The sequence below is a fragment of the Streptomyces sp. SJL17-4 genome (assembly GCF_036826855.1).
GTDB lineage: Bacteria > Actinomycetota > Actinomycetes > Streptomycetales > Streptomycetaceae > Streptomyces.
Genome location: NZ_CP104578.1, coordinates 5,691,903 through 5,713,810, shown reverse-complemented (window position 1 = coordinate 5,713,810; position 21,908 = coordinate 5,691,903). Strand labels below are relative to the sequence as shown.

Below are 21,908 nucleotides of genomic sequence, written 5' to 3'. Positions count from 1 at the left end.
GCGCCCTCTAGCGCTGCTGGCAGCCCGGGCACCAGAAGAGGTTTCGGGCTGCCAGGTCCGCGGTGCGGATCTCCGTGGTGCAGAGGTGGCACGGCATGTGGGCGCGGCGGTAGACGTAGACCTCGCCGCCGTGGTCGTCCACGCGGGGCGGGCGGCCCATCGCCTCGGGGGTGTGTTCGGGGCGGACGGTGTCGATGCGGTTCAGGCGGACGCCCTCGCGCATGAGCTCCATCAGGTCCGTCCAGATCGCGTCCCACTCCCGGCGCGTCAGGTCCCTGCCCGCGCGGTAGGGGTCGATGCCGTGCCGGAAGAGGACCTCGGCGCGGTAGACGTTGCCGACGCCGGCGATGACCTTCTGGTCCATGAGCAGCGCGGCGATCGTGGTGCGGGACGTGGAGACGCGGCGCCAGGCCCGGTCGGGGTCGTCGCCGTCGCGGAGCGGGTCAGGGCCGAGGCGGTCGTGTATCGCCCGCTTCTCGGCGTCCGTGATGAGCGCGCAGGTGGTGGGGCCGCGGAGGTCGACGTACCCCTCGGGGTTCGCGAGGCGCAGCCGGACCGTGTCGGTGGGCGGCGGGGCGGGCGCGTCCCCGAAGTTCACCTTGCCGAAGAGGCCGAGGTGGATGTGGACCCAGCCCATGCCGGCGAAGCCCAGGAAGAGGTGCTTTCCGTGGGCTTCGGTGGTGTCGAGCACGGAGCCGTCGAGCAGCGCCGCCGAGTCCGTGAACTTGCCCTGCGGGCTGGTCACCCGCACGGACCGGCCGCCGAACCGTTCCCGGTGGTCGGCGGCCAGTCGGTGGATCGTGTGCCCCTCGGGCATCAGGCGGTCGGCTCCTGCGGGTGGTGCGCCGGGATCGGGGGGAGCTCGCCGGTGTTCTCGTACGCGGTGAGCATGTCGATCCGGCGGGTGTGACGCTCGTCACCGGAGTACGGGGTGCTGAGGAAGATCTCGACGAACTTGGTCGCCTCTTCCTGGGTGTGCATCCGGCCACCGACGGAGATCACGTTGGCGTTGTTGTGCTCGCGGCCGAGGGCGGCGGTCTGCTCGCTCCAGGCGAGGGCGGCGCGCACCCCCTTCACCTTGTTCGCGGCGATCTGCTCGCCGTTGCCCGAACCGCCGATGACGACGCCCAGGCTGTCCGGGTCCGCGGCCGTCTTCTCGGCGGCACGCAGGCAGAACGGCGGGTAGTCGTCCAGGGCGTCGTAGATGTGGGGACCGCAGTCGACGGGCTCGTGGCCGTGTGCCGTGAGCCACTCGACGAGGTGGTTCTTGAGTTCGTAGCCGGCGTGATCGGAGCCGATGTAGACGCGCATGAAACCGAGTGTGGCATGTCAGGGGCCGGGCAGCAGGCAGCGGGGTCGGGACCTTCACCCGGTCTGGTACGGACCTTCGACTCTCGCGAAGTGGTCCACACAACGATCCGGAATGAGGTCTTCCGATCACACCCGTTCCCGGTGTTCAATGCTCGGGCTCGCGATCCGAGCGCCCCCCACACGCAAGGAAGCGTTCATGAACACGCAACCGACCCTGACCAAGGACGGCGAGGAGACCGGTACCCCCGGGACACCGCACTCCTCCGACGGCCTCAAGGCCGGTCTCAAGAACCGCCACCTCTCGATGATCGCCATCGGTGGCGTCATCGGTGCCGGTCTCTTCGTCGGCTCCGGCTCCGGCATCGCCGCGGCCGGCCCCGCGATCCTGCTGTCGTACTTCCTCGTCGGCACCATGGTCGTCTTCGTGATGCGGATGCTCGGCGAGATGGCCGCCGCCCGGCCGTCCTCCGGCTCCTTCTCCGCCTACGCCGACCGCGCCCTCGGCCGCTGGGCCGGCTTCAGCATCGGCTGGCTCTACTGGTTCTTCTGGGTCGTCGTGCTCGCCGTCGAGGCGACCGCGGGCGCGGTGATCCTGGAGAGCTGGGTCCCGGCAGTGCCGCAGTGGGCCTGGGCCCTCATCGTGATGGTGGTCCTCACGGTCACCAACCTCGGCTCGGTCGCCTCCTACGGCGAGTTCGAGTTCTGGTTCGCCGGCATCAAGGTCGTCGCCATCGGCGCCTTCGTCGTCATCGGCATGCTCGCCGTCTTCGGCGTGCTCCCCGGCTCGGACAACCCGGGCGCCGGATTCGCGCACCTCACCGACACCGGGGGCTTCTTCCCGATGGGCGCGGGCGCGGTCCTCACCGGTGTCCTGATGGTCGTCTTCTCCTTCATGGGCAGCGAGATCGTCACGCTGGCCGCCGGTGAGTCCGAGGACCCGCAGCGCGCGGTCACCAAGGCCACCAACAGCGTGATCTGGCGGATCGGCGTCTTCTACCTGGGCTCGATCTTCATCGTCCTGACCCTGCTGCCGTGGAACGACAAGTCGATCGTCGAGAAGGGCTCGTACGTCGCCGCCCTCGACTCCATCGGCATCGCGCACGCCGGTCAGATCATGAACGTGATCGTCCTCACGGCCGTGCTCTCCTGCCTGAACTCGGGCCTCTACACCGCTTCCCGCATGGCCTTCTCGCTCGGCCGGCGCGGCGACGCGCCCAAGGCCTTCGCCAAGGTCAACAAGCGGGGCGTGCCGGTGGCCGCGATCCTCGGCTCGGTCGTCTTCGGCTTCGTCGCGGTCTTCTTCAACTACAAGTGGCCGGACACCGTCTTCGCCTTCCTGCTGAACTCCTCCGGCGCGGTGGCGCTCTTCGTCTGGCTGGTCATCTGTGTGACCCAGCTGCGGATGCGCGGCATCATCCTGCGCGAGACGCCGGAGAAGCTCGTCGTGAAGATGTGGCTCTTCCCGTACCTGACCTGGGCGACGATCGCGATGATCGTCTTCGTCCTCGGCTACATGATCTACGACGGCGGGAGCGCCCGTGAGCAGGTCGTCCTGTCGCTGCTCGTGGCCGCGCTCGTGATCGTGATCGCGCTGGTCAAGGAGCGGTTCGCGAAGGCCTCCACGGACGCCTCGGAGCTCTCCGAGCGCGTCTAGCACCCGGGCACCCACGCGAGAGGGCCCGCCGTTCCCCGGGGAACGGCGGGCCCTCTTCGCATGCGCCCTCGTGGGGGCGGACAAGGGCTCAGCCCTTGCGGTCGAGCAGCTTCCACGCGGTCGGCAGGACGCCCATCGCGAGGGCCGCCTTGAGGGCGTCGCCGATCAGGAACGGGGTGAGGCCGGCCGCGACGGCCTGGCCGAGGGTCATGCCGGTGGCGAGCGCCAGGTACGGCACGCCGACCGCGTAGATGATCGCGGAGCCCAGGACCATCGCGCCGGCCGTGCGGAGCACCGAGCGGTCCGCGCCGCGGCGGGCGAGGGCGCCGACGACGGTCGAGGCGAGCAGCATGCCGAGGACGTAGCCGAAGGACGGCATGGCGTAGCCCGAGGAGGCCTGCGCGAACCACGGCACGCCCGCCATGCCGGCCACCGCGTACAGGGCCAGGGCGAGGAAGCCGCGGCGGGCGCCGAGCGCCGTGCCGACGAGGAGGGCGGCGAAGGTCTGGCCGGAGACCGGGACCGGCGAGCCGGGGACCGGGACGGAGAGCTGCGCGGCGAGGCCGGTGAGGGCGGCGCCGCCGACGACGAGCGCGATGTCGCGGGCGCGGCTCGCGCTCACGCTCCCGCTCGTGGGCAGCAGGTCGGCGAGGACGGTGCCCGCACGGAGGGAACGGACGGGGGCGGCGGCGGTGCTCATCGGTACTCCGCGGGGGTGAGGGTGGGTGGGACGCCTTGACGGTATGCCAGGAGTGAACGCTCGATCACCGTCAGCCGCCGACAAAGCGACGGTCGCGTGCTTCGTGGAGATCGAACAAACCCCGCCGATCCCACATCTCGCCACGTGACGCTTGTCACTGGGAACTCGTGCGCGGAGGTCCCTTTTGCGCCAGGGGTCGTTCACTGGAGAGACTGTGGGGTCTCCATAAACCGTCAGAGAGCACGAGCCCCCACATGCACGACTCCCTCGCCTCCGAACCGGAGCCCCTCTCCCACGGTCTGAAGCAGCGTCATCTGACGATGCTGGGGCTCGGCGGCGTGATCGGCGCCGGGCTCTTCGTCGGCTCCGGCGCGGGCATCGCCGTCGCCGGGCCCGGCATCGTGGTCTCGTATCTGATCGCCGGTGCGCTCGCGATGCTGGTCATGCGGATGCTGGGCGAGATGTCGGCGGCGATGCCCGCCTCGGGGGCCTTCTCGGTGCACGCCGAGCGCGCGCTCGGGCGCTGGGCCGGTTTCTCGGTGGGCTGGCTGTACTGGTTCCTGCTCGTCGTCGTCCTCGCCGTGGAGGCGACGGGCGCGGCGCGGATCGCGCACGGCTGGGTGCCGGACGTCCCGCAGTGGGGCTGGGTGCTGATCTTCATGATCGTGTTCACCCTGGCCAACCTCGCCGCGGTGAAGAACTTCGGCGAGTTCGAGTTCTGGTTCGCGGCGCTGAAGGTCGGCGCGATCGTGCTCTTCCTGGTGCTCGGCACGCTGGCGATCGTCGGCTGGCTGCCGGACACCGATCCGGTGGGGATGGCGAATCTGACCGGGCAGGGCGGTTTCCTGCCCAACGGCTGGTCCGGGGTGATCTCCGGCGTCCTCGCGGTCGTCTTCGCCTTCGGTGGTCTGGAGGTCGTCACGATCGCGGCGGCCGAGTCCGACGACCCGGCGCGGAACGTGGCGCGGGCGGTGCGCAGCGCGGTCTGGCGGATCCTCCTCTTCTACGTGGGCTCGATGCTGGTCATCGTGACGCTGCTGCCCTGGACCTCGATGAAGCCGGGCGAGTCGCCGTACGTCGCCGTCCTGGACTCCATCGGGGTGCCGGGCGCGGGCCAGATCATGAACGTGGTGGTGTTCGTGGCGCTGCTCTCGGCGCTCAACGCGAACCTGTACGGCTCCTCCCGGATGGTGTTCTCGCTCGCGGAGCGCGGGGAGGCACCGAAGGGGCTGCTCCGGATCTCCCGCGGAGGGGTGCCGCGCCGGGCGGTGCTCGCCTCGGTGGCCTTCGGCTTCGTCTCCGTACTCCTCAATCTGAAGTGGCCGGATTCAGTCTTCCTCTACATGCTCAACGCCGTCGGCGCGGTGCTGCTCTTCGTCTGGGCGCTGATCGCGGTCTCGCAGCTGCGGCTGCGGCGCCGGATCGAGCGGGAGGCCCCGGAGACGCTGACGCTGAGGATGTGGGGCTTCCCGTGGCTGACCTGGGTGGCGCTGGCCGCGATGGGCGCGGTCCTGGTCCTGATGCTGTACGACGACGCGGCCCGGCCGCAGGTGCTGTGGTCGGGCGCGGCGACCGGGGCGGTGCTCCTGGTGGCCTGGGCGCGGGAGCTGCGTACGAAGCGAGGTTAGATCTTCACCTTGTGTGAAGGTCGTGCCCGTATAGCGGACATCCGTTCCCTGTGAGCGGTGGTGCCCCACAGACTGTGGGCTCCCTCCCCGTCTCAGCTAGTGAACAGGGCTCGCCCATGTCTCGGACCACCGCGCCCGCGCCGGCCGACCGCAAGGACGGCGCGACCGCAACCGCCGAAGGCCTCACCCACGGCCTCAAGCAGCGCCATCTCTCGATGATCGCCCTCGGCGGCGTCATCGGCGCCGGGCTCTTCGTCGGCTCCGGCGCCGGTATCGCCGCCGCCGGGCCCTCGATCGTGATCGCCTATGCGATCTCCGGCATCCTCGTGATGCTGGTGATGCGCATGCTCGGCGAGATGTCCGCGGCGAACCCGGCCTCCGGCTCGTTCTCCGTCCACGCCGAGCGGGCCCTCGGCCCCTGGGCTGGCTTCACCGCCGGCTGGGCCTTCTGGTTCCTGCTCTGCGTCGCCGTCGGCCTGGAGGGCATCGGCGCCGCGAAGATCATGACCGGCTGGTTCCCGGACAGCCCCGAGTGGGCCTGGGTCGCGCTGTTCATGCTGGTCTTCTGCCTCACCAACCTCGCGGCCGTGAAGAACTTCGGCGAGTTCGAGTTCTGGTTCGCCGCGCTCAAGGTCGGCGCGATCGTCCTCTTCCTCGGCATCGGCGTCCTCGCGATCGTCGGCGTCCTGCCCGGCACGGACGCCCCCGGCACCACGAACCTCACCGGCGACGGCGGCTTCTTCCCGCACGGCTCCGAGGGCCTGATCGTGGGTCTGCTCGCCTCCGTCTTCGCGTACGGCGGTCTGGAGACGGTCACCATCGCGGCGGCCGAGTCGGAGCACCCGGTGCAGGGCGTCGCCAAGGCCGTGCGGACGGCGATGTGGCGGATCGCGCTCTTCTACATCGGCTCGATGGCGGTCATCGTCACCCTCGTCCCGTGGGACGACACGGCGGTCGTCGAGAAGGGCCCGTACGTCGCGACCCTCGACCACCTGGGCATCCCGGCGGCCGGCCAGATCATGAACGTCGTCGTGCTCGTCGCCCTGCTGTCGGCGATGAACGCCAACATCTACGGCGCCTCCCGGATGGCCGGTTCGCTCGTCTCGCGCGGCCAGGGCCCGAAGGCGCTCGGCCGCACCTTCGGCGGGGTCCCCCGCCCGGCGGTGCTCGTCTCCTCCGTCTTCGGCTTCGCCTGTGTGCTGCTCAGCTACTGGCGTCCGGACGACATCTTCGTCTGGCTGCTCAACACGATCGGCGCGATCATCCTGGTCGTCTGGTTCTTCATCGCCGCCTCCCAGCTGGTGCTGCGCCGCCGCACCGAGCGCGAGGCGCCCGAGAAGCTGGTCGTGCGGATGTGGGCCTTCCCGGTGCTGACCTGGGTGGCGCTGGCTGGCATGGCGGCGATCTTCGTCCTGATGGCCCGCGAGGAGGGCACCAGGGTGCAGCTGTACTGGACGGGCGGCCTGACGCTGCTGCTCGCCGTCGTCGGCTTCGTGCGGCAGAAGCAGCGGGGGCCGGTGGCCGAGGAGGCCTGAGCCTTCCCCCGCATACGAAACCGCTGCGTACGAAACCGCGCCCCGTCGAGCTCATGCTCGGCGGGGCGCGGTGCTGTGTCCGGGTGGCGGTCGGACTCCGCAGCGGTGGTGGTCAGGCGCCGCAGTACGGGGCCGTCCGTACGAACCCGCCGGTGTTCTCGTCGTCCGTGCCGAGCAGGGCGTCGCCCGTGCCGGGCAGGCACTCCACGGCCTCGATCTTGTAGCCGGGGAAGGTGCCGAGGACCTTCGGTGCCGCGTCGAGCGAGATGCGTACCCGGCCGGCCGCCGAGAGCGTCACCCGGCCCGCGTCGCTCACGGCCGAGTCGAACGGGCCGTCGTCACCGGCGTCCGAGGCCGAACCGACGAGGATCCGGCCGGAGTCGGTCACCGTGATGTCGGAGATGTGGCGCGTCCCGGCGTCGGTCGGGTACGTCGACCGGTGGATCCGCTGGCTGACGGCTCCGAACAGCACCTGCCCCCAGGACGCGAAGGAGAGCGGCGCCGCGTACAGGGTGGCGGGCCGGTCCGTACCGGCGCCGCGGTCCGCCCACAGCGCGGCGAGCTTCCCGTCCCGGGAGACGAGGGCGAAGCTCTCGAAGTCGTCGCCCTCGCCGATCGCCGGGAGCGGGGTGTAGTCGAGGACGGTGGCGGTGGTGCCGTCGACCTCGATGCGGTACACGATGCCGCGGGCCGCGAGGGCCAGGTACTCGCCCGGTGCGCCGGGGACTGCCTCGATCGCCTCCAGGTCGGAGGGCTCCGCCCCGGCCCAGGAGAGCGGGGCGAGGGTGGCGGGGCCTTCCGCGTACGTGAGGCGGGACAGGCGCTGCTGGCCGGTGCGCTTGTTGTCGTGGACGACCAGGGCGCCGGCGCCCTCGTGGGCGATGCCGCTGATGCCGCCGCGGGCGTCGGTGCCCACGCGCCGCCAGTCCTCGGGGGCGGCGACGGCGGGGGTGGTGCCGAGGAGCGCGAGGAGCGTGGGCGCCACGAGAAGTCTCAGGGGGAGTCTCATGCCCGCACGTTATGGATCTTGGTGGCTCCGTTCCCAGCGCCTGATCGCCCGTTCGGCGGAGCGCGCGGAAGCAGTGCGAAGCAACCAGAGGCCTAGGACCGACTTAGGACCAAGGACTGATCACCTATCAAGTGCACCTGCTGTTAGCCTGCACTTGCATATAGGTTGCAATAAGAGGTCAGGCGAAGGGCTCGGCAATGGCGATCTACACACTTCCGGAGCTGCCGTACGACTACGCGGCGCTGGAGCCGGTGATCAATCCGCAGATCATCGAGCTGCACCACGACAAGCACCACGCCGCGTACGTCAAGGGAGCGAACGACACCCTGGAGCAGCTGGAGGAGGCGCGCGACAAGGACCAGTGGGGCGCGATCAACGGCCTGGAGAAGAACCTGGCCTTCCACCTCTCCGGCCACATCCTCCACTCCATCTACTGGAACAACATGGACAGCCCGAAGGACGGGGGCGGCGGCGAGCCGCTGGCCGCCGACGGCGTCGGTGACCTCGCGGACGCGATCACCGAATCCTTCGGCTCCTTCGCCAAGTTCAAGGCCCAGCTGACCAAGGCCTCCGCGACCACCCAGGGCTCCGGCTGGGGTGTCCTCGCGTACGAGCCGATCAGCGGCCGGCTCATCGTCGAGCAGGTCTACGACCACCAGGGCAACGTCGGTCAGGGCTCGGTCCCGGTCCTGGTCTTCGATGCCTGGGAGCACGCCTTCTACCTGCAGTACAAGAACCAGAAGGTGGACTTCATCGAGGCCATGTGGCAGGTCGTCAACTGGCAGGACGTGAGCAAGCGCTACCACGCCGCCAAGGCCTCCGTACCGCTGATCTCCTTCTGACCGGAGCCTCTGATCGGAGCCTGAGAAGGCTTCCCCGTCGTCCTGCTCGTGATCGTCTTCTCAACCTTCACCTGCGGGCGGATGAAAGAAGAACCCCCGTGATTCGGGGCACCCCCAAAGGCAGCTTCGGGGGTGTGAGTCACGGGGGTTCTTCCATGCCTGCGCACACCGGTCACGTGAAGCTGGGCTCCGAGGTCCGCGTGCGCTTGATCTCGTAGAAGCCCGGCGTCGACGCCACGAGCAGGGTGCCGTCCCACAGCCGGGCCGCCGCCTCGCCGCGCGGGGTCGGGGTGACGACGGGGCCGAAGAAGGCGACCTCGTCGCCGTCCGCGCCCGGTACCGCGATGACCGGGGTGCCGACGTCCTGGCCGACCTTCGCTATGCCCTCCGTGTGGGAGGCGCGCAGCTCGGCGTCGTAGGTGTCCTTGTCGGCGTACTCGACCAGGTCCTCGGGCAGGCCTACATCCGTCAGGGCGCCGACGATCGCCTCGCGGGTCGGGCCCTCGCCGTTGTTGTGGAAGCGGGTGCCGAGCGCGGTGTAGAGCTTGCCGACGACCTCGTCGCCGTGCAGCTGCTTGGCGGCGATGACGACCCGGACAGGGCCCCAGGCCTGGGTCTCCAGCATCTCCCGGTACTCGGCGGGGACCTCGTCGAGGCGGTTCTCGTTGAGCACGGCCAGGCTCATGACCTTCCACCGCACGTCGACCGGGCGGACCTGCTCCACCTCCAGCATCCAGCGGGAGGTCATCCAGGCCCAGGGGCACAGCGGGTCGAAGTAGAAGTCGGCGGTGGTCCTGCTCTCGGACATGTCACTCCTCGGTACGGCCGTGGCGAAAAGAAAGGCGGAAAGACGACGGTGGCGCGCCGAAAGAAGGGAACCCCCAAACGCATGACGGCATTCCCGTGTCCTGGGTGACAGCTGCACATGGGAGGATCGGTGCTGTTTCGAACGTGCCACGAAGGAGTGACCGTGCCCGGTGAGAATCTGTCCCGCGACGAGGCCCACGAGCGGGCGGCGCTGCTGTCCGTCGACGGGTACGAGGTCGTCCTCGACCTGCGCTCGGCGGTCGGCGACTCGGCCGAGACCGCACGTACCTTCCGCTCGGAGACGACGATCCGTTTCCGTCGTACCGGCGAGGGCACGAGCACGTTCGTGGACCTGATCGCCCCGTCGGTGACCTCGGTCACCCTCAATGGGCGCTCCCTCGACCCGGCGGTCGTCTTCGACGGCTCCCGGATCGCGCTCGACGGGCTCGCCGACGAGAACACCCTCGTGGTGGACGCGCAGTGCGCCTACAGCCGGACCGGCGAGGGCATGCACCGCTTCGTCGACCCGGAGGACGGCGAGGTCTACCTCTACACGCAGTACGAGCCCGCCGACGCCCGCCGGGTGTACGCCAACTTCGAGCAGCCCGACCTCAAGGCCCCGTACCGCTTCGCGGTGACCGCGCCCGAGGGCTGGACCGTCTGGTCGAACGGCGCGGGCGAGCAGGACGCGGAGGGCGTGTGGCGGTTCGCCGAGACGGCGCCGATCTCCACGTACATCACCTGTGTCGTGGCGGGGCCGTACCACTACGTCACGGACACCTACACGCGGACGCTGGCCGACGGGACCGAGCTCGAGATCCCCCTCGGCGCGATGTGCCGCAAGGGGCTCGCCAAGCACTTCGACGCGGACGACGTCTTCCTGATCACCAAGCAGGGCTTCGACTTCTTCCACGACAACTTCGACTACCCGTACCCCTTCGGGAAGTACGACCAGGCCTTCGTCCCCGAGTACAACCTCGGCGCGATGGAGAACCCGGGCATGGTGACCTTCCGCGAGGAGTACATCTACCGGGGCAAGGTGACGCAGGCGGCGTACGAGCGCCGGGCGAACGTCATCCTGCACGAGATGGCGCACATGTGGTTCGGCGACCTCGTCACCATGGTGTGGTGGGACGACCTGTGGCTGAAGGAGTCCTTCGCGGACTTCATGGGCTCCTTCTCGCTCGCCGAGGCGACCCGCTTCACCAACAGCTGGGTGACCTTCGCCAACAACCGCAAGGCCTGGGCGTACCGCGCCGACCAGCTGCCGTCCACGCACCCGATCACGGCCGACATCCGTGACCTGGAGGACGCCAAGCTCAACTTCGACGGCATCACGTACGCCAAGGGCGCGTCGGTGCTCAAGCAGCTCGTCGCGTACGCCGGCCGGGACGCGTTCCTGGAGGGCTCGCGCCGCTACTTCAAGCGCCACGCGTACGGGAACACGCGGCTCGCCGACCTCCTCACGATCCTGGAGGAGACCTCGGGCCGCGACATGAAGGCCTGGGCGAAGTCCTGGCTCCAGACCTCCGGCGTGAACACCCTGGCGCCGGCCGTCACCTACGACGCCGAGGGCCGGATCACCGAGCTCGCGGTCCTCCAGGAGGGTGCCGAGCTGCGTCCCCACCGCGCCGCCGTCGGCCTCTACCGGCTCTCCGGCGGTGAGCTCGTCCGGTACGCGCGCGCCGAGGCCGACATCACCGGCCCCCGGACCGTCGTCGCCGACCTGGCGGGCGGGGAGAAGCCCGACCTGGTCCTCGTCAACGACGACGACCTCACCTACTGCAAGATCCGCTTCGACGAGGGCTCGCTCGCCACCCTGCGCGCCCACCTCGGTGACATCACCGACCCCCTGGCCCGCGCCCTGTGCTGGTCGGCGCTGTGGAACCTGACCCGCGACGCCCTGATGCCCGCCCGGGACTTCGTCTCCGTCGTCCTCGCCTTCGCGGGCCGCGAGACCGACATCGGCGTCCTCCAGATGGTGCACGCCTGGGCCAAGTCGGCGGTCACCCACTACGCGGCTCCCGCGTGGCGCGAGGAGGGCGGGCGGCTGCTCGCCGAGGGCGCCCTGCGCGAGTTGCGGTTGGCCGAGCCGGGCAGCGAGCACCAGCTGACCTGGGCGCGGTTCTTCGCCGCGACGGCCTCGTCCGACGCCGACTTCCAGCTCCTCGAAGGGCTGCTCGACGGTACGGCGAAGATCGACGAACTCGACGTCGACCAGGAGCTGCGCTGGTCGCTGCTCTCGCCGCTCGCCGTGCACGGCCGCGCGGACGAGACCCGGATCGGCGAGGAGCTGAGCCGGGACGACACGGCGACGGGCAAGCGCCACCAGGTCCGCCTGCTGGCCTCGCGGCCCTCGGCGGCCGTCAAGGCGCAGGCCTGGGCGCAGGTCGTCGAGTCGGACACCCTGTCGAACGCGCTCGTCGAGGCGACGATCGCGGGCTTCGTCCAGCCCTCGCAGCGCGCGCTGATCGCCCCCTACGCGGAGAAGTACTTCGCGGCGATCGAGCGGCTGTGGGCCGAGCGGTCGATCCAGATCGGGATGGACGTCGTCAAGGGCCTGTTCCCGGGGCTCCAGGACGACGAGGCGACGGCGGCCGCGACGGACGCCTGGCTGTCGGCGCACGAGTCGGCCGCTCCGGCCCTTCGCCGGCTGGTCCTTGAAGCGAGGGACGACCTGGCGCGGGCGCTGCGGGCGCAGGACTGCGACGGACGCCCGGCGGCGGTCTAGCCGGTCGGTCCCGGGGAGCGGCGTCCTGGAGAGGGCGCCGCTCCTTGGTGCGTCGGGCTCGCGGAAGATACGGAAGGTACGCCCCCGACGCGTCGGGCTCGCGGAAAGTACGCCCCCCCGACGCGGCATCTCTCATCGGCACTCGAACGCGCGTACTTTAGGACGGGGTTGTCCCTGATTGTCGACGAGCGTGTAACAGGGGTTAGGGCGGCCTTCGGGAGCGGAAGACCCCCGGCATGAACCACAACACCCCCATCACCCCCCGCCCCCTCCCCCTCTCCCCCCAGACCGGCCGACCACAACGCCTGGCGTCCGCCGACCAGTTGAGGGCCCAGGGCATTCCCGCCGGCGAGGTCGCCGCGCGCTGCCGGCCGGGTGCCTGGCAGCAGCTCCTGCCCGGCGTCTTCCTGCTCCAGCCGGGGCCGCCCACCAGCGAGGACCGGCTCCACGCGGCACTCCTCTACGCCCGCAGGACCGGCGCCGTACCTCCGCAGGGCCCCGACGCGATGATCACCGGACTCGCCGCGCTGGCCCTGCACCGCTTCTCCTCCGCTCCCCCGCTCACCGCCCTGGACCGGATCGACATCCTGGTCCCCCGCACCCGGCGGCTGCGTTCCACCGGCTGGGTGCGGGTGGTGCGCGCCCCCGAGTCCCCGGAGCCGGTGGAGCTGACGGGCCTGCCCGTCGCCCCGGTCGCCCGCGCCGTCGCCGACGCGGTGTCCGAACTCGGCGACGCGGAGACCGTACGCAGGCTGCTCACCGAGGCGGTGCGCGGCGGACACTGCGAACCGGGTGCGGTGGTACGCGAGTTGAACCGCGCCCGGCTCCTCACCCGGCCGCATGTGGTGGACGCGGTGGACGCGCTGCTCGCCGAAGGACGCTCGCTCTCGGAGGAGCGGCTGTACGAGATGGTGCGGGAGTTCGCCCTGCCGGACCCGCTGTGGAACGTGGACCTGCGGCTGCCGGGCGGCCCGCACCTGGGCGGGGTGGACGCCTACTGGCCCGACCAGGCGGTCGCCGTCGAGCTGGACACCCGGGCGCCACGGCAGGACGAGGACGCGCTCTGGTCCGAGTACACCCGCAAGCGGGAGCATCTGGAGCGGCTCGGCATCACGGTCGTCCACCTCACCCCGCGCAAGCTGCGCGAGGCGATGGACCAGCAGGCCACCGTGGTGCGTACGGCCCTGATGGCCGCGCCCGACCGGCAGCCCGCCGCGTATGTCGTCGTCCTGCCGCGGTGAGGCCTGCCGCGGTGAGGAGTCAGCCCTTCGGGGTGACTCCGCAGAACTCGGCCTCCAGGACGGTGGTGCTGTCGCCCGTCCAGTCGGCGTTGAAGTTCATGGCGAGGGTGTGCGCACCGTCGCGGGTGGCGTGGGCCTCGGAGGAGGAACCGTGGATGCCGCCACCGTGACCCCAGATCTCCTTGCCGCAGCTCAGCTTCTGCTGCATGAGCCCGAGTCCGTATCCCAGCCCGGGGAGTTCGGGCGACATCCGGACGGTGGCGGTCATCTCCTTCATCTCGGCCTTCGGGAGCAGCCGGCCCTTGAGCAGGGCGCGGTAGAAGGTCCCCAGGTCGTTGGAGTCGGAGATCATCTCGCCGGCCGCGTAGGCGATGGTGGGGCTCAGCTCGCTGACGTCGTGGACCGGCGCGTCCGGGTCGGCGGAGAGCGTGGACCAGGCGGGGGAGCTCGGCTTCGGCATCGTCACGTCGGTGCCGGGGACGCTCGTGGCGCGGAGCTTGAGCGGCTTGATGATGCGGTTCTCGACCGCCTTGCCGTACGGGCGGCCCGTGACCTTCTCGATCACCATGCCGGCCAGGACGTAGTTGGTGTTGGAGTAGTTCCAGCCGGTGCCGGGGGCGAAGTCCGGCGCGTGGGTCATGGCGATGTCGACGAGCTGCTTCGGGGTCCAGCGGTCGTAGCGGTGTTCGAGGAAGGCGGGGCCGAAGACCTTCTCCTGGAAGCCGGGGTCGGAGGTGACGCTGTAGATGCCGCTGGTGTGGTTGAGCAGCTGACGCACGGTGATCTTGCGGCCGTCGTGGCCGTTGCCCCGGACGACGCCGGGCAGCCACTTCTCGACCGGGTCGTCGAGGTCGAGCCGGCCCTCCGCCTGGAGCTGGAGGAGGACGGTGGCGACGAAGGTCTTGGTGATGGAGCCGACCCGGTAGCGGTCGTTCCCCCGGCGCTCGCCGGCGGTGCCGGTCCAGCCGGCCCGACCGTCGCGGGCCTGGGCGACGACACCGGGCACGCCGGCGTCGACGGCCGCCTGGAGCGCCTGCTGGGTGACCGTGTGGTCCCGCTTCACCGGCGCGGCGGCGAGGGCGGGGGTGGCGAGTGCCGTGGCGGCGAGCCCCGCGACCAGGGCGGCGGCGAGGACGGTGCGGGTCGTGCGTACGGCTGACATGCGGGCTCCCCTGTGATGGTGCTGTGCGTGTACTGCGGTCGGCGGGGAGGACCGCGGGGCCTGCGGGACGGTTGAGCGGGGTGGGGCCAGTTGAGCGGTTTCCGGCCGATCCTCAGCCGTACGGTCGATCCTCAGGTGTTCGACGGATCGGCGAGCCGGGAGCGGCCGACGGCGGGCCGTTCGCGCCACAGGTCGAGGCCGATGTCGACGAGTTCGACGCGGGGCAGGCCGGGGACGGTGTCGAGGGGGTGCCAAGCGGCGAGATCCGTGGAACCGCCGGTCTCGTTGCGCAGCGCACCCCCGGTGACCTGCGCCTCGTAGATGATCCGCAGGCCCTGGAAGTCGCCGGGGCCCGCGAGGCGGCGCAGCCATCCGCGGCGGATGGAGTCGATGCCGAGGAGGGCGGTGGGCTCGGTGAGATAGCCGGTCTCCTCCTCCACCTCCCGGACGACGGTCTGTACGGGTTCCTCGCCGTGGTCCATGCCGCCGCCGGGCAGCGTCCACCGTTTGGTGCCGTCGCTCGCCACCCAGCGGGCCAGGAGCATCTGCCCGTCCCGTACGCACACGGCGTAGGCCGCCACCCTCAACTCCTTCTTCATGGACCGAGGTTAGAACCAGTACAGGGGGTACGTCCGGCCGCCGACTCGGGCGGTTCCGAAACCGACGGCGACGAGGAGGAGGCAGGCGAGGGCGAGAAGGCCGAGAAACGACCAGAGGGGAGGCGAGGTGAGAGCGACGATCACGGCGGTGGCGGCGGCGGGCGAGTGCGGGGTACGTGCCTGCGCCATCACGCCGAGGGCGAGGCCGCCCGCGACGGCGGCGGCCCACGGGCCGGGACCCGCCACGGCGAGCACGGCGAAGCCGGTGAGGGCGGAGAGCAGCTGGCCGCCGACGACCGAGCGCGGCTGGGCCAGCGGCAGATCGGGGGCGCCGGCGACGAGCGCCATGCTGGCGGCGAGCGGCGGGATGAGCAGGGGCTGATCGAGCACGGTCCCGAGGGCGACCAGGAGGAGCAGCGCGGCGACACTTCCGGCGGTGGAGACGAGGAGGACCCGGGGGCGGGGCCGCGGGGGCGGTCCGGGGCGGGATGTTCGGGCGGCGGGGGTCGGGGTCGGGGCGGCGGGGGCTGCCGGGGCGGGGGCCGGGGTGGTGGTCACGGAGCGGTCCTCGGGGTGTCGGCGGGCGGGCGCGGGGGGTCGGCGGGCGGGCGCGGGGTGTCGGCGGACAGGCTCGGGGTGTCGGCGGACGGGCGCTGGGTGGACCTTCGTCAGGCCTCTCAGGCCTCTCAGGCCTCGGTCGGGTTGGCCGGGGAGTACTCCGGGGGCGACCAGCGCAGGGGGCTGCCGGCCGGGGTCTCGGCCGTGCGCTCCACGCGGAAGCGGGTGACGCGTCCCTCGGGGCCGTACTCGGTGTGGGCGAGGCCGCTGAGCTGGAGGGTCGTCCCGGTCTCCCAGTCGAGGAAGAGCAGGCCCGCGCGGCCGTCCTCCTCCAGATTCCCCAGGGTCAGGAACATCGCGTTGCCCGGGTAGTCGCGCCAGCTGAGCTCCCCGGGCGCGTCGACCCGGACGAACCCGGGGTTGCCCCCGCGATGACTGGTGTCGACTCCGTCGGGGGCGACGGTGGCCACGAAGAAGGTGTCCGCTGCCCGGACGTGGCGTACCTGGGCGGGGGTGAGCGTCTCGCCGCGCTGGACGGTGCCGGTTCCGGGGCCGCCGGGATCGGAGCCGTACCACTCCCTCTTCTGCAGGTATTTCGGGCAGTTGGAGAAGACCTGCTCGGCCTCGATCGTGAAGCCACGGGCGCTGGGGCGGGCGGTGCCGTTGAGGCGCATACGGCGGCGGGTGCGGGGGTCGAGGGCGAGGGTGCCGACGGGTGTGCCGTCGGGCGTGATCGCGTCGGCGAGCGGGTCGTACGCGGGGATGCCGCCGGCGACCGAGACGGTGTGCGGGCCGGTGGCGCGGGTGAAGCCGGGCGCGCCGGTGAGGAGGCTGCCCCAGACGCGTCCCTCCTGGTCCGCCGCGCCGATCATCAGCATGGGCTGGGCTTCGAGGAAGGCGGCGGCGACGGGGCGGATGCCGGGGGTGATGGAGCGGGCCACGTGCTCGGCGAGGTCTTGCACGCCGACTCGGGCCTGGACGGCCCTTGAGCCCTGGTGGTAGGCGCCGTCCATGGGGTCTCTCCTTGGAGTGCGGGTGGGTTGGGGTGCGGGCGCCGTTCTAGAAGAAGCCGCAGGTCGGGGCCGTTTCGCTCGGGGCCTCTACTGCCTCCGCGCCCTTGGGGATGGAGATTTCCAGGCGGGTGCCGTCCGGGTCGTGGAAGAAGATGCCGCCCGAGGCGGCGCCCTCGCGGTGGGCCACGACCCCCTCGTACGCGAAGGTCGTGCCGCGCGCGATCAGCGCCGCCTCGGCGGCGCGGACGTGGTCGAGGGACTCCGCCTCGAAGGCGAGGTGGTGGAGGCCCGCGCGGCCCGGCGCGTACGTCTCGTCGGCCTGCTGCCAGAGGGTGAGGATCAGGCGGCCGTCCCGGCCGAGGAAGGCGAAGCGGCTGTCCCCCTCCTTGCCCTCGCCGAGCGTCTCGAAGCCGAGGACCTCTCCGTAGAAGGTGAGCGAGCGGTCCAGGTCGGTGACGTTGAGGCCGACGTGGTGGGTGGTGAGCGTGCCGATCGCGGTCATGACGATTCCCTGTCTCTCCATGGCGTGGCCGGCCCTCCCGGGCTAACCTCTTAATTCGACTTTAGAGGTTAGAAGCGAAGTGCGTCAACCGCTCACGTACTCTTGAGGGGTTAGTTCACCGAGGAGGGCTCCCCACATGACCGCCACCGCCAGCGATCCACGGCCGCTCACCGGCGAGCCCGTCTCCCTCGACCTGCTCAACACCCGCTGGAACGAGGAGGGCGTCCGCCAGGACCTGCTCGGCGGGGTCGAGGGGCTCGCCGTCTGGCTCGCCGCGAACGGGCTCGACGAGCGGTTCACCGCCGACGCCACCACCCTGCGCCACACCCTCACCGCCCGGGACGCCCTCGCCGCGCTCGTCGACCACCCCGGCGACCCGGCCGCCACCGCCCGCGTCGACGCCGTCCTCGGCCACGGCCGCATCCGGGCCACCCTCACCACCGAGGGCCCCGGCGAGCGGCCCGAGTTCGCGGACCCCGCCTGGGGCCCCGGCTGGACCGCCGCCCGCGACTACCTCGACCTGCTGCGCAGCGCCCCCGACCGGATCCGGGCCTGCGCCCACGAGGCGTGCATCCTGCACTTCTTCGACACCTCGCGGAACGGCACCCGCCGCTGGTGCTCGATGGCGATCTGCGGCAACCGCGCCAAGGCCTCCCGGCACTACGCCCGCACGAAGGACGCCTGACCCTCGTTCGTCCCGTCCCTTGGACAATGGATTGGACAAGTCGACCCGGGACATACGCATCATGGACCGGCAGCAACCTGCACATACGTACGGAGGAGTCCCCGTGAAGGTCGGAATCGTCGGAGCCACCGGTCAGGTCGGCACAGTCATGCGCAGCATCCTGGCCGAGCGGAGCTTCCCCCTCGACGAGCTGCGGCTCTTCGCCTCCGCCCGCTCCGCCGGCACCGTCGTCGACGGCGTCACGGTCGAGGACGCCTCCACCGCCGACTACACCGGCCTGGACATCGTCCTGTTCTCGGCCGGCGGCGCCACCTCCCGCGCCCTCGCCGAGAAGGTCGCCTCCCAGGGCGCCGTCGTGATCGACAACTCCTCCGCGTGGCGCGGCGACCCCGAGGTCCCGCTGGTGGTCTCCGAGGTCAACGCGCACGCGATCAAGGACCGCCCCAAGGGCATCATCGCCAACCCGAACTGCACCACGATGGCCGCGATGCCGGTCCTCAAGCCGCTCCACCAGGAGGCCGGCCTCACCGCGCTGATCGCCACCACCTACCAGGCCGTCTCCGGCTCGGGCGTGGCCGGTGTCGCCGAGCTGCGCACCCAGGCGTGTGCCGTGGCCGAGACCGCCGACCAGCTGGCGTTCGACGGCGAGGCCGTCGAGTTCCCCGAGCCCGCCGTCTACAAGCGCCCGATCGCCTTCAACGTGGTCCCGCTGGCCGGTTCGATCGTCGACGACGGCTCCTTCGAGACCGACGAGGAGCAGAAGCTCCGCAACGAGTCCCGCAAGATCCTGGAGATCCCCGGCCTCAAGGTCTCCGGCACCTGCGTGCGCGTCCCGGTCTTCTCCGGCCACTCCCTCCAGGTGAACGTCCGCTTCGACCGCCCGATCAGCGTCGAGCGCGCCTACGAGCTGCTCAAGGACGCCGAGGGCGTCGAGCTCTCCGAGATCCCGACCCCGCTCCAGGCGGCCGGCAAGGACGCCTCGTACGTGGGCCGCATCCGCGTGGACGAGACCGTGGAGAACGGTCTCGCGCTCTTCCTCTCCAACGACAACCTGCGCAAGGGCGCGGCGCTGAACGCCGTGCAGATCGCGGAGCTGGTCGCGGCCGAGCTCAAGGGCGCCTGACGCCCGGAACGGTACGAGGGCGGCCATCCGGACACGGGTGGCCGCCCTCTCGCGTTCGCCCCGCGCAGCCGCTGTGTTCGCCCTGGGAAATGTCTCGTGCGCTGCCGACACACCCCGTGGAAGGATGGGCCAAACATCACAAAACCGAGGAGTTGACCGGGTGCCTGGCACAAACCTGACCCGTGAAGAGGCTCAGCAGCGGGCAGCGCTGCTCACCGTGGACGCGTACGAGGTCGAACTCGACCTCTCCGGTGCGCAGGAGGGCGGCACCTACCGGTCCGTCACCACCGTCCGCTTCGATTCCGCAGAGGCCGGTGCCTCGACGTTCATCGACCTCGTCGCGCCCGCCGTCCACGAGGTCGTGCTGAACGGCCGTTCGCTCGACGTCGCCGCCGTCTTCCGCGACTCGCGGATCGCCCTCGCCCATCTCGTCGCGGGCCGCAACGAGCTGAAGGTCGTCGCCGACTGCGCGTACACCAACACCGGTGAGGGTCTGCACCGCTTCGTCGACCCGGTCGACGACCAGGCCTATCTGTACACGCAGTTCGAGGTGCCGGACGCGCGCCGGCTCTTCGCCTCGTTCGAGCAGCCGGATCTCAAGGCGACCTTCCAGTTCACCGTGAAGGCGCCGACGGGCTGGAAGGTCATCTCCAACTCTCCGACCCCGGAGCCCAAGGACGACATCTGGGTCTTCGAGCCGACGCCGCGGATCTCCACGTACATCACCGCGCTGATCGTCGGCCCGTACCACTCGGTGCACTCCTCGTACGAGAAGGACGGGCAGAGCGTCCCGCTCGGCATCTACTGCCGTCCGTCGCTCGCCGAGTTCCTCGACGCGGACCACATCTTCGACGTCACGCGGCAGGGCTTCGACTGGTTCCAGGAGAAGTTCGCGTACGACTACCCGTTCGCGAAGTACGACCAGCTCTTCGTGCCGGAGTTCAACGCGGGCGCGATGGAGAACGCGGGCGCGGTCACCATCCGCGACCAGTACGTCTTCCGCTCGAAGGTGACGGACGCGGCGTACGAGCGGCGTGCCGAGACGATCCTGCACGAGCTCGCCCATATGTGGTTCGGCGACCTCGTCACCATGGAGTGGTGGAACGACCTCTGGCTGAACGAGTCGTTCGCCACCTACACCTCCGTCGCCTGCCAGGCCTCGGTGGCGGGCACCCGCTGGCCCAACGCCTGGACGACCTTCGCCAACGCGGAGAAGACCTGGGCCTACCGCCAGGACCAGCTGCCGTCCACGCACCCGATCATGGCCGAGATCAACGACCTGGAGGACGTGCTCGTCAACTTCGACGGGATCACGTACGCCAAGGGCGCCTCGGTCCTGAAGCAGCTCGTCGCCTACGTCGGCCAGGACGAGTTCTTCAAGGGCGTCCAGGCCTACTTCCAGGCCCACGCCTTCGGCAACACCCGCCTCTCCGACCTCCTCGGCGCCCTGGAGGAGACCTCCGGCCGTGACCTGAAGACCTGGTCGAAGGCGTGGCTGGAGACGGCCGGCATCAACATCCTCCGCCCGGAGATCGAGACCGACGAGAACGGCTCGATCACCTCCTTCGCCGTCAAGCAGGAGGCCCCGGCGCTGCCCGCCGGTGCCAAGGGCGAGGCCGTGCTGCGCCCGCACCGGATCGCGATCGGCTTCTACGAGCTGAACGAGACCGGCAAGCTGGTCCGCACCGAGCGCCTCGAACTCGACATCGAGGCCGCCGAGCTGACCGCCGTACCGCAGCTCGTGGGCAAGGCCCGCCCGGCGGTCGTCCTCCTCAACGACGACGACCTGTCGTACGCCAAGGTCCGCCTCGACGAGGTGTCCCTGAAGAACGTCACCGCGCACCTCGGCGACTTCGCCGAGTCGCTGCCGCGCGCCCTGTGCTGGGCCTCGGCCTGGGACATGACCCGCGACGGCGAGCTGGCCACCCGCGACTACCTGGAGCTCGTGCTCTCCGGTGTCGCCAAGGAGTCCGACATCGGCGTGGTCCAGTCGCTCCAGGGCCAGGTCAAGGCCGCCCTGGAGATGTACGCGGCGCCGGAGTGGCGGGCCACGGGCCTGGCCCGCTGGGGCGCCTTCGCCCAGGAGCAGCTGCGTGCCGCCGCGGGTGGCAGCGACCACCAGCTGGCGTGGGCGCGGGCCTTCGCGGCGACCGCCCGTACGGACGCGGAGCTCGACCTGCTCGCCGGGCTGCTCGACGGCTCCCAGGTGATCGACGGCCTGGCCGTCGACACCGAGCTGCGCTGGGCGTTCGTCCAGCGGCTCGCGGCCACCGGCCGCTTCGACGAGGCGGAGATCGCCGCCGAGCTGGAGCGGGACCGCACGGCGGCGGGCGAGCGCCACGCCGCCACCGCGCGCGCGGCCCGTCCGACGGAGGCGGCGAAGGCGGAGGCCTGGACCTCGGTCGTCGAGGACGACAAGCTGGCGAACGCCGTGCAGGAGGCCGTCATCGGCGGCTTCGTCCAGGCCGACCAGCGCGAGCTGCTCGCCCCGTACACGGCGAAGTACTTCGCGTCGATCAAGGGCATCTCGGAGACCCGCAGCCACGAGATCGTCCAGCAGATCGTGGTCGGCCTCTACCCGAGCCTCCAGGTCTCGCAGGAGACCCTGGACGCGACGGACGCCTGGATCGCCGAGCACAACCCGGCCCCGGCGCTGCGACGCCTGGTGACGGAGAGCCGCGCGGGCGTCGAGCGTGCGCTCCGGGCGCGGGCGGCGGACGCGGCCGCGGCGAAGTAGTGCATTAGTACGGAGGAAGGGGCGCCCCCACGAGGGAGGGCGCCCCTTCTTCTGTGTCCCGGGTGCTTGAG

General features: G+C 70.9%; 19 protein-coding genes. 9 read left to right on the top strand and 10 right to left on the bottom strand.

Going from position 1 to position 21,908, the window contains the following annotated elements; genetic code table 11:
* Positions 1 to 7 precede the first annotated feature (7 nt).
* Both N5875_RS25640 and N5875_RS25635 read right to left on the bottom strand, forming a co-directional pair.
* Positions 8 to 817 carry a DNA-formamidopyrimidine glycosylase family protein gene (locus N5875_RS25640; RefSeq protein WP_338496336.1) on the bottom strand — a complete coding sequence of 270 codons (810 nt, stop codon included), beginning with the start codon at positions 815 to 817 and terminating at the stop codon, positions 8 to 10.
* Positions 817 to 1,311, bottom strand: a complete 495-nt coding sequence (locus tag N5875_RS25635; protein WP_318211205.1) for a ribose-5-phosphate isomerase — start codon at positions 1,309 to 1,311, stop codon at positions 817 to 819. The genes N5875_RS25640 and N5875_RS25635 overlap by 1 nt, the downstream gene beginning before the upstream one ends.
* A 196-nt stretch (positions 1,312 to 1,507) precedes the next feature.
* Between N5875_RS25635 and N5875_RS25630 the strand changes: the two genes are divergently transcribed.
* Positions 1,508 to 2,965, top strand: a complete 1,458-nt coding sequence (locus N5875_RS25630) for an amino acid permease (protein WP_338496334.1) — start codon at positions 1,508 to 1,510, stop codon at positions 2,963 to 2,965.
* Between the two features lie 88 nt (positions 2,966 to 3,053).
* Here N5875_RS25630 and N5875_RS25625 read toward each other — a convergent pair whose 3' ends face one another.
* Positions 3,054 to 3,665, bottom strand: coding sequence for a biotin transporter BioY (locus tag N5875_RS25625; RefSeq protein ID WP_318211207.1), 612 nt, complete (start codon positions 3,663 to 3,665; stop codon positions 3,054 to 3,056).
* A gap of 254 nt (positions 3,666 to 3,919) precedes the next feature.
* Between N5875_RS25625 and N5875_RS25620 the strand changes: the two genes are divergently transcribed.
* Both N5875_RS25620 and N5875_RS25615 read left to right on the top strand, forming a co-directional pair.
* Positions 3,920 to 5,293: an amino acid permease gene (locus tag N5875_RS25620; RefSeq protein ID WP_338496332.1), complete on the top strand. Its 1,374-nt coding sequence runs from the start codon at positions 3,920 to 3,922 to the stop codon at positions 5,291 to 5,293.
* Between the two features lie 116 nt (positions 5,294 to 5,409).
* Entirely contained in the window at positions 5,410 to 6,828 is a 1,419-nt protein-coding gene (locus tag N5875_RS25615) for an amino acid permease (RefSeq protein ID WP_318211209.1), read from the top strand.
* A gap of 112 nt (positions 6,829 to 6,940) precedes the next feature.
* On the opposite strand, the gene N5875_RS25610 is transcribed toward N5875_RS25615, so the two are convergent.
* On the bottom strand, positions 6,941 to 7,837 hold the full coding sequence (locus N5875_RS25610; RefSeq protein WP_338496327.1) for a hypothetical protein: 897 nt from the start codon (positions 7,835 to 7,837) through the stop codon (positions 6,941 to 6,943).
* Between the two features lie 197 nt (positions 7,838 to 8,034).
* Between N5875_RS25610 and N5875_RS25605 the strand changes: the two genes are divergently transcribed.
* A complete protein-coding gene (locus N5875_RS25605) occupies positions 8,035 to 8,679 on the top strand; it encodes a superoxide dismutase (protein WP_318209803.1) in 645 nt (214 codons plus the stop codon).
* Between the two features lie 172 nt (positions 8,680 to 8,851).
* On the opposite strand, the gene N5875_RS25600 is transcribed toward N5875_RS25605, so the two are convergent.
* Positions 8,852 to 9,487 (bottom strand): DsbA family protein, encoded by a 636-nt coding sequence (locus N5875_RS25600; protein WP_318209804.1) that lies wholly within the window; start codon positions 9,485 to 9,487, stop codon positions 8,852 to 8,854.
* Positions 9,488 to 9,649: 162 nt separating this feature from the next.
* On the opposite strand from N5875_RS25600, the gene pepN (N5875_RS25595) reads away from it, so the two are divergent.
* Positions 9,650 to 12,217: an aminopeptidase N gene (pepN, locus tag N5875_RS25595; protein WP_338496323.1), complete on the top strand. Its 2,568-nt coding sequence runs from the start codon at positions 9,650 to 9,652 to the stop codon at positions 12,215 to 12,217.
* A 236-nt stretch (positions 12,218 to 12,453) separates the two neighbouring features.
* Complete coding sequence (locus tag N5875_RS25590) at positions 12,454 to 13,458, top strand: hypothetical protein (RefSeq protein WP_338496321.1); 1,005 nt, start codon at positions 12,454 to 12,456, stop codon at positions 13,456 to 13,458.
* 19 nt (positions 13,459 to 13,477) lie between these two features.
* On the opposite strand, the gene N5875_RS25585 is transcribed toward N5875_RS25590, so the two are convergent.
* The 5 genes from N5875_RS25585 to N5875_RS25565 form a co-directional block, all read right to left on the bottom strand.
* On the bottom strand, positions 13,478 to 14,620 hold the full coding sequence (locus tag N5875_RS25585; RefSeq protein WP_338496319.1) for a serine hydrolase domain-containing protein: 1,143 nt from the start codon (positions 14,618 to 14,620) through the stop codon (positions 13,478 to 13,480).
* A 131-nt stretch (positions 14,621 to 14,751) separates the two neighbouring features.
* Positions 14,752 to 15,219 (bottom strand): NUDIX hydrolase, encoded by a 468-nt coding sequence (locus tag N5875_RS25580; RefSeq protein ID WP_318209808.1) that lies wholly within the window; start codon positions 15,217 to 15,219, stop codon positions 14,752 to 14,754.
* Between the two features lie 9 nt (positions 15,220 to 15,228).
* Entirely contained in the window at positions 15,229 to 15,777 is a 549-nt protein-coding gene (locus N5875_RS25575; protein ID WP_318209809.1) for an HPP family protein, read from the bottom strand.
* Between the two features lie 128 nt (positions 15,778 to 15,905).
* Positions 15,906 to 16,790, bottom strand: coding sequence for a pyridoxamine 5'-phosphate oxidase family protein (locus N5875_RS25570; protein WP_318209810.1), 885 nt, complete (start codon positions 16,788 to 16,790; stop codon positions 15,906 to 15,908).
* A 46-nt stretch (positions 16,791 to 16,836) separates the two neighbouring features.
* Positions 16,837 to 17,292 (bottom strand): VOC family protein, encoded by a 456-nt coding sequence (locus tag N5875_RS25565; protein WP_338496316.1) that lies wholly within the window; start codon positions 17,290 to 17,292, stop codon positions 16,837 to 16,839.
* 136 nt (positions 17,293 to 17,428) lie between these two features.
* Between N5875_RS25565 and N5875_RS25560 the strand changes: the two genes are divergently transcribed.
* The 3 genes from N5875_RS25560 to pepN (N5875_RS25550) all read left to right on the top strand — a co-directional run bounded on the left by N5875_RS25560 (position 17,429) and on the right by pepN (N5875_RS25550) (position 21,837).
* On the top strand, positions 17,429 to 17,977 hold the full coding sequence (locus N5875_RS25560; protein ID WP_318209812.1) for a CGNR zinc finger domain-containing protein: 549 nt from the start codon (positions 17,429 to 17,431) through the stop codon (positions 17,975 to 17,977).
* Between the two features lie 103 nt (positions 17,978 to 18,080).
* Positions 18,081 to 19,100, top strand: coding sequence for an aspartate-semialdehyde dehydrogenase (locus N5875_RS25555; protein ID WP_187624483.1), 1,020 nt, complete (start codon positions 18,081 to 18,083; stop codon positions 19,098 to 19,100).
* A 160-nt stretch (positions 19,101 to 19,260) separates the two neighbouring features.
* Entirely contained in the window at positions 19,261 to 21,837 is a 2,577-nt protein-coding gene (gene pepN, locus N5875_RS25550) for an aminopeptidase N (RefSeq protein ID WP_338496308.1), read from the top strand.
* Positions 21,838 to 21,908: the final 71 nt, after the last annotated feature.

Excerpts from the sequence above, each read along its gene's own strand:
- N5875_RS25640 (WP_338496336.1), bottom strand. The coding sequence starts at position 817 with ATGCCCGAGGGGCACACGATCCACCGACTGGCCGCCGACCACCGGGAA.
- N5875_RS25635 (WP_318211205.1), bottom strand. The coding sequence starts at position 1,311 with ATGCGCGTCTACATCGGCTCCGATCACGCCGGCTACGAACTCAAGAAC.
- N5875_RS25630 (WP_338496334.1), top strand. The coding sequence starts at position 1,508 with ATGAACACGCAACCGACCCTGACCAAGGACGGCGAGGAGACCGGTACC.
- N5875_RS25625 (WP_318211207.1), bottom strand. The coding sequence starts at position 3,665 with ATGAGCACCGCCGCCGCCCCCGTCCGTTCCCTCCGTGCGGGCACCGTC.
- N5875_RS25620 (WP_338496332.1), top strand. The coding sequence starts at position 3,920 with ATGCACGACTCCCTCGCCTCCGAACCGGAGCCCCTCTCCCACGGTCTG.
- N5875_RS25615 (WP_318211209.1), top strand. The coding sequence starts at position 5,410 with ATGTCTCGGACCACCGCGCCCGCGCCGGCCGACCGCAAGGACGGCGCG.
- N5875_RS25610 (WP_338496327.1), bottom strand. The coding sequence starts at position 7,837 with ATGAGACTCCCCCTGAGACTTCTCGTGGCGCCCACGCTCCTCGCGCTC.
- N5875_RS25605 (WP_318209803.1), top strand. The coding sequence starts at position 8,035 with ATGGCGATCTACACACTTCCGGAGCTGCCGTACGACTACGCGGCGCTG.
- N5875_RS25600 (WP_318209804.1), bottom strand. The coding sequence starts at position 9,487 with ATGTCCGAGAGCAGGACCACCGCCGACTTCTACTTCGACCCGCTGTGC.
- N5875_RS25590 (WP_338496321.1), top strand. The coding sequence starts at position 12,454 with ATGAACCACAACACCCCCATCACCCCCCGCCCCCTCCCCCTCTCCCCC.
- N5875_RS25585 (WP_338496319.1), bottom strand. The coding sequence starts at position 14,620 with ATGTCAGCCGTACGCACGACCCGCACCGTCCTCGCCGCCGCCCTGGTC.
- N5875_RS25580 (WP_318209808.1), bottom strand. The coding sequence starts at position 15,219 with ATGAAGAAGGAGTTGAGGGTGGCGGCCTACGCCGTGTGCGTACGGGAC.
- N5875_RS25570 (WP_318209810.1), bottom strand. The coding sequence starts at position 16,790 with ATGGACGGCGCCTACCACCAGGGCTCAAGGGCCGTCCAGGCCCGAGTC.
- N5875_RS25565 (WP_338496316.1), bottom strand. The coding sequence starts at position 17,292 with ATGACCGCGATCGGCACGCTCACCACCCACCACGTCGGCCTCAACGTC.
- N5875_RS25560 (WP_318209812.1), top strand. The coding sequence starts at position 17,429 with ATGACCGCCACCGCCAGCGATCCACGGCCGCTCACCGGCGAGCCCGTC.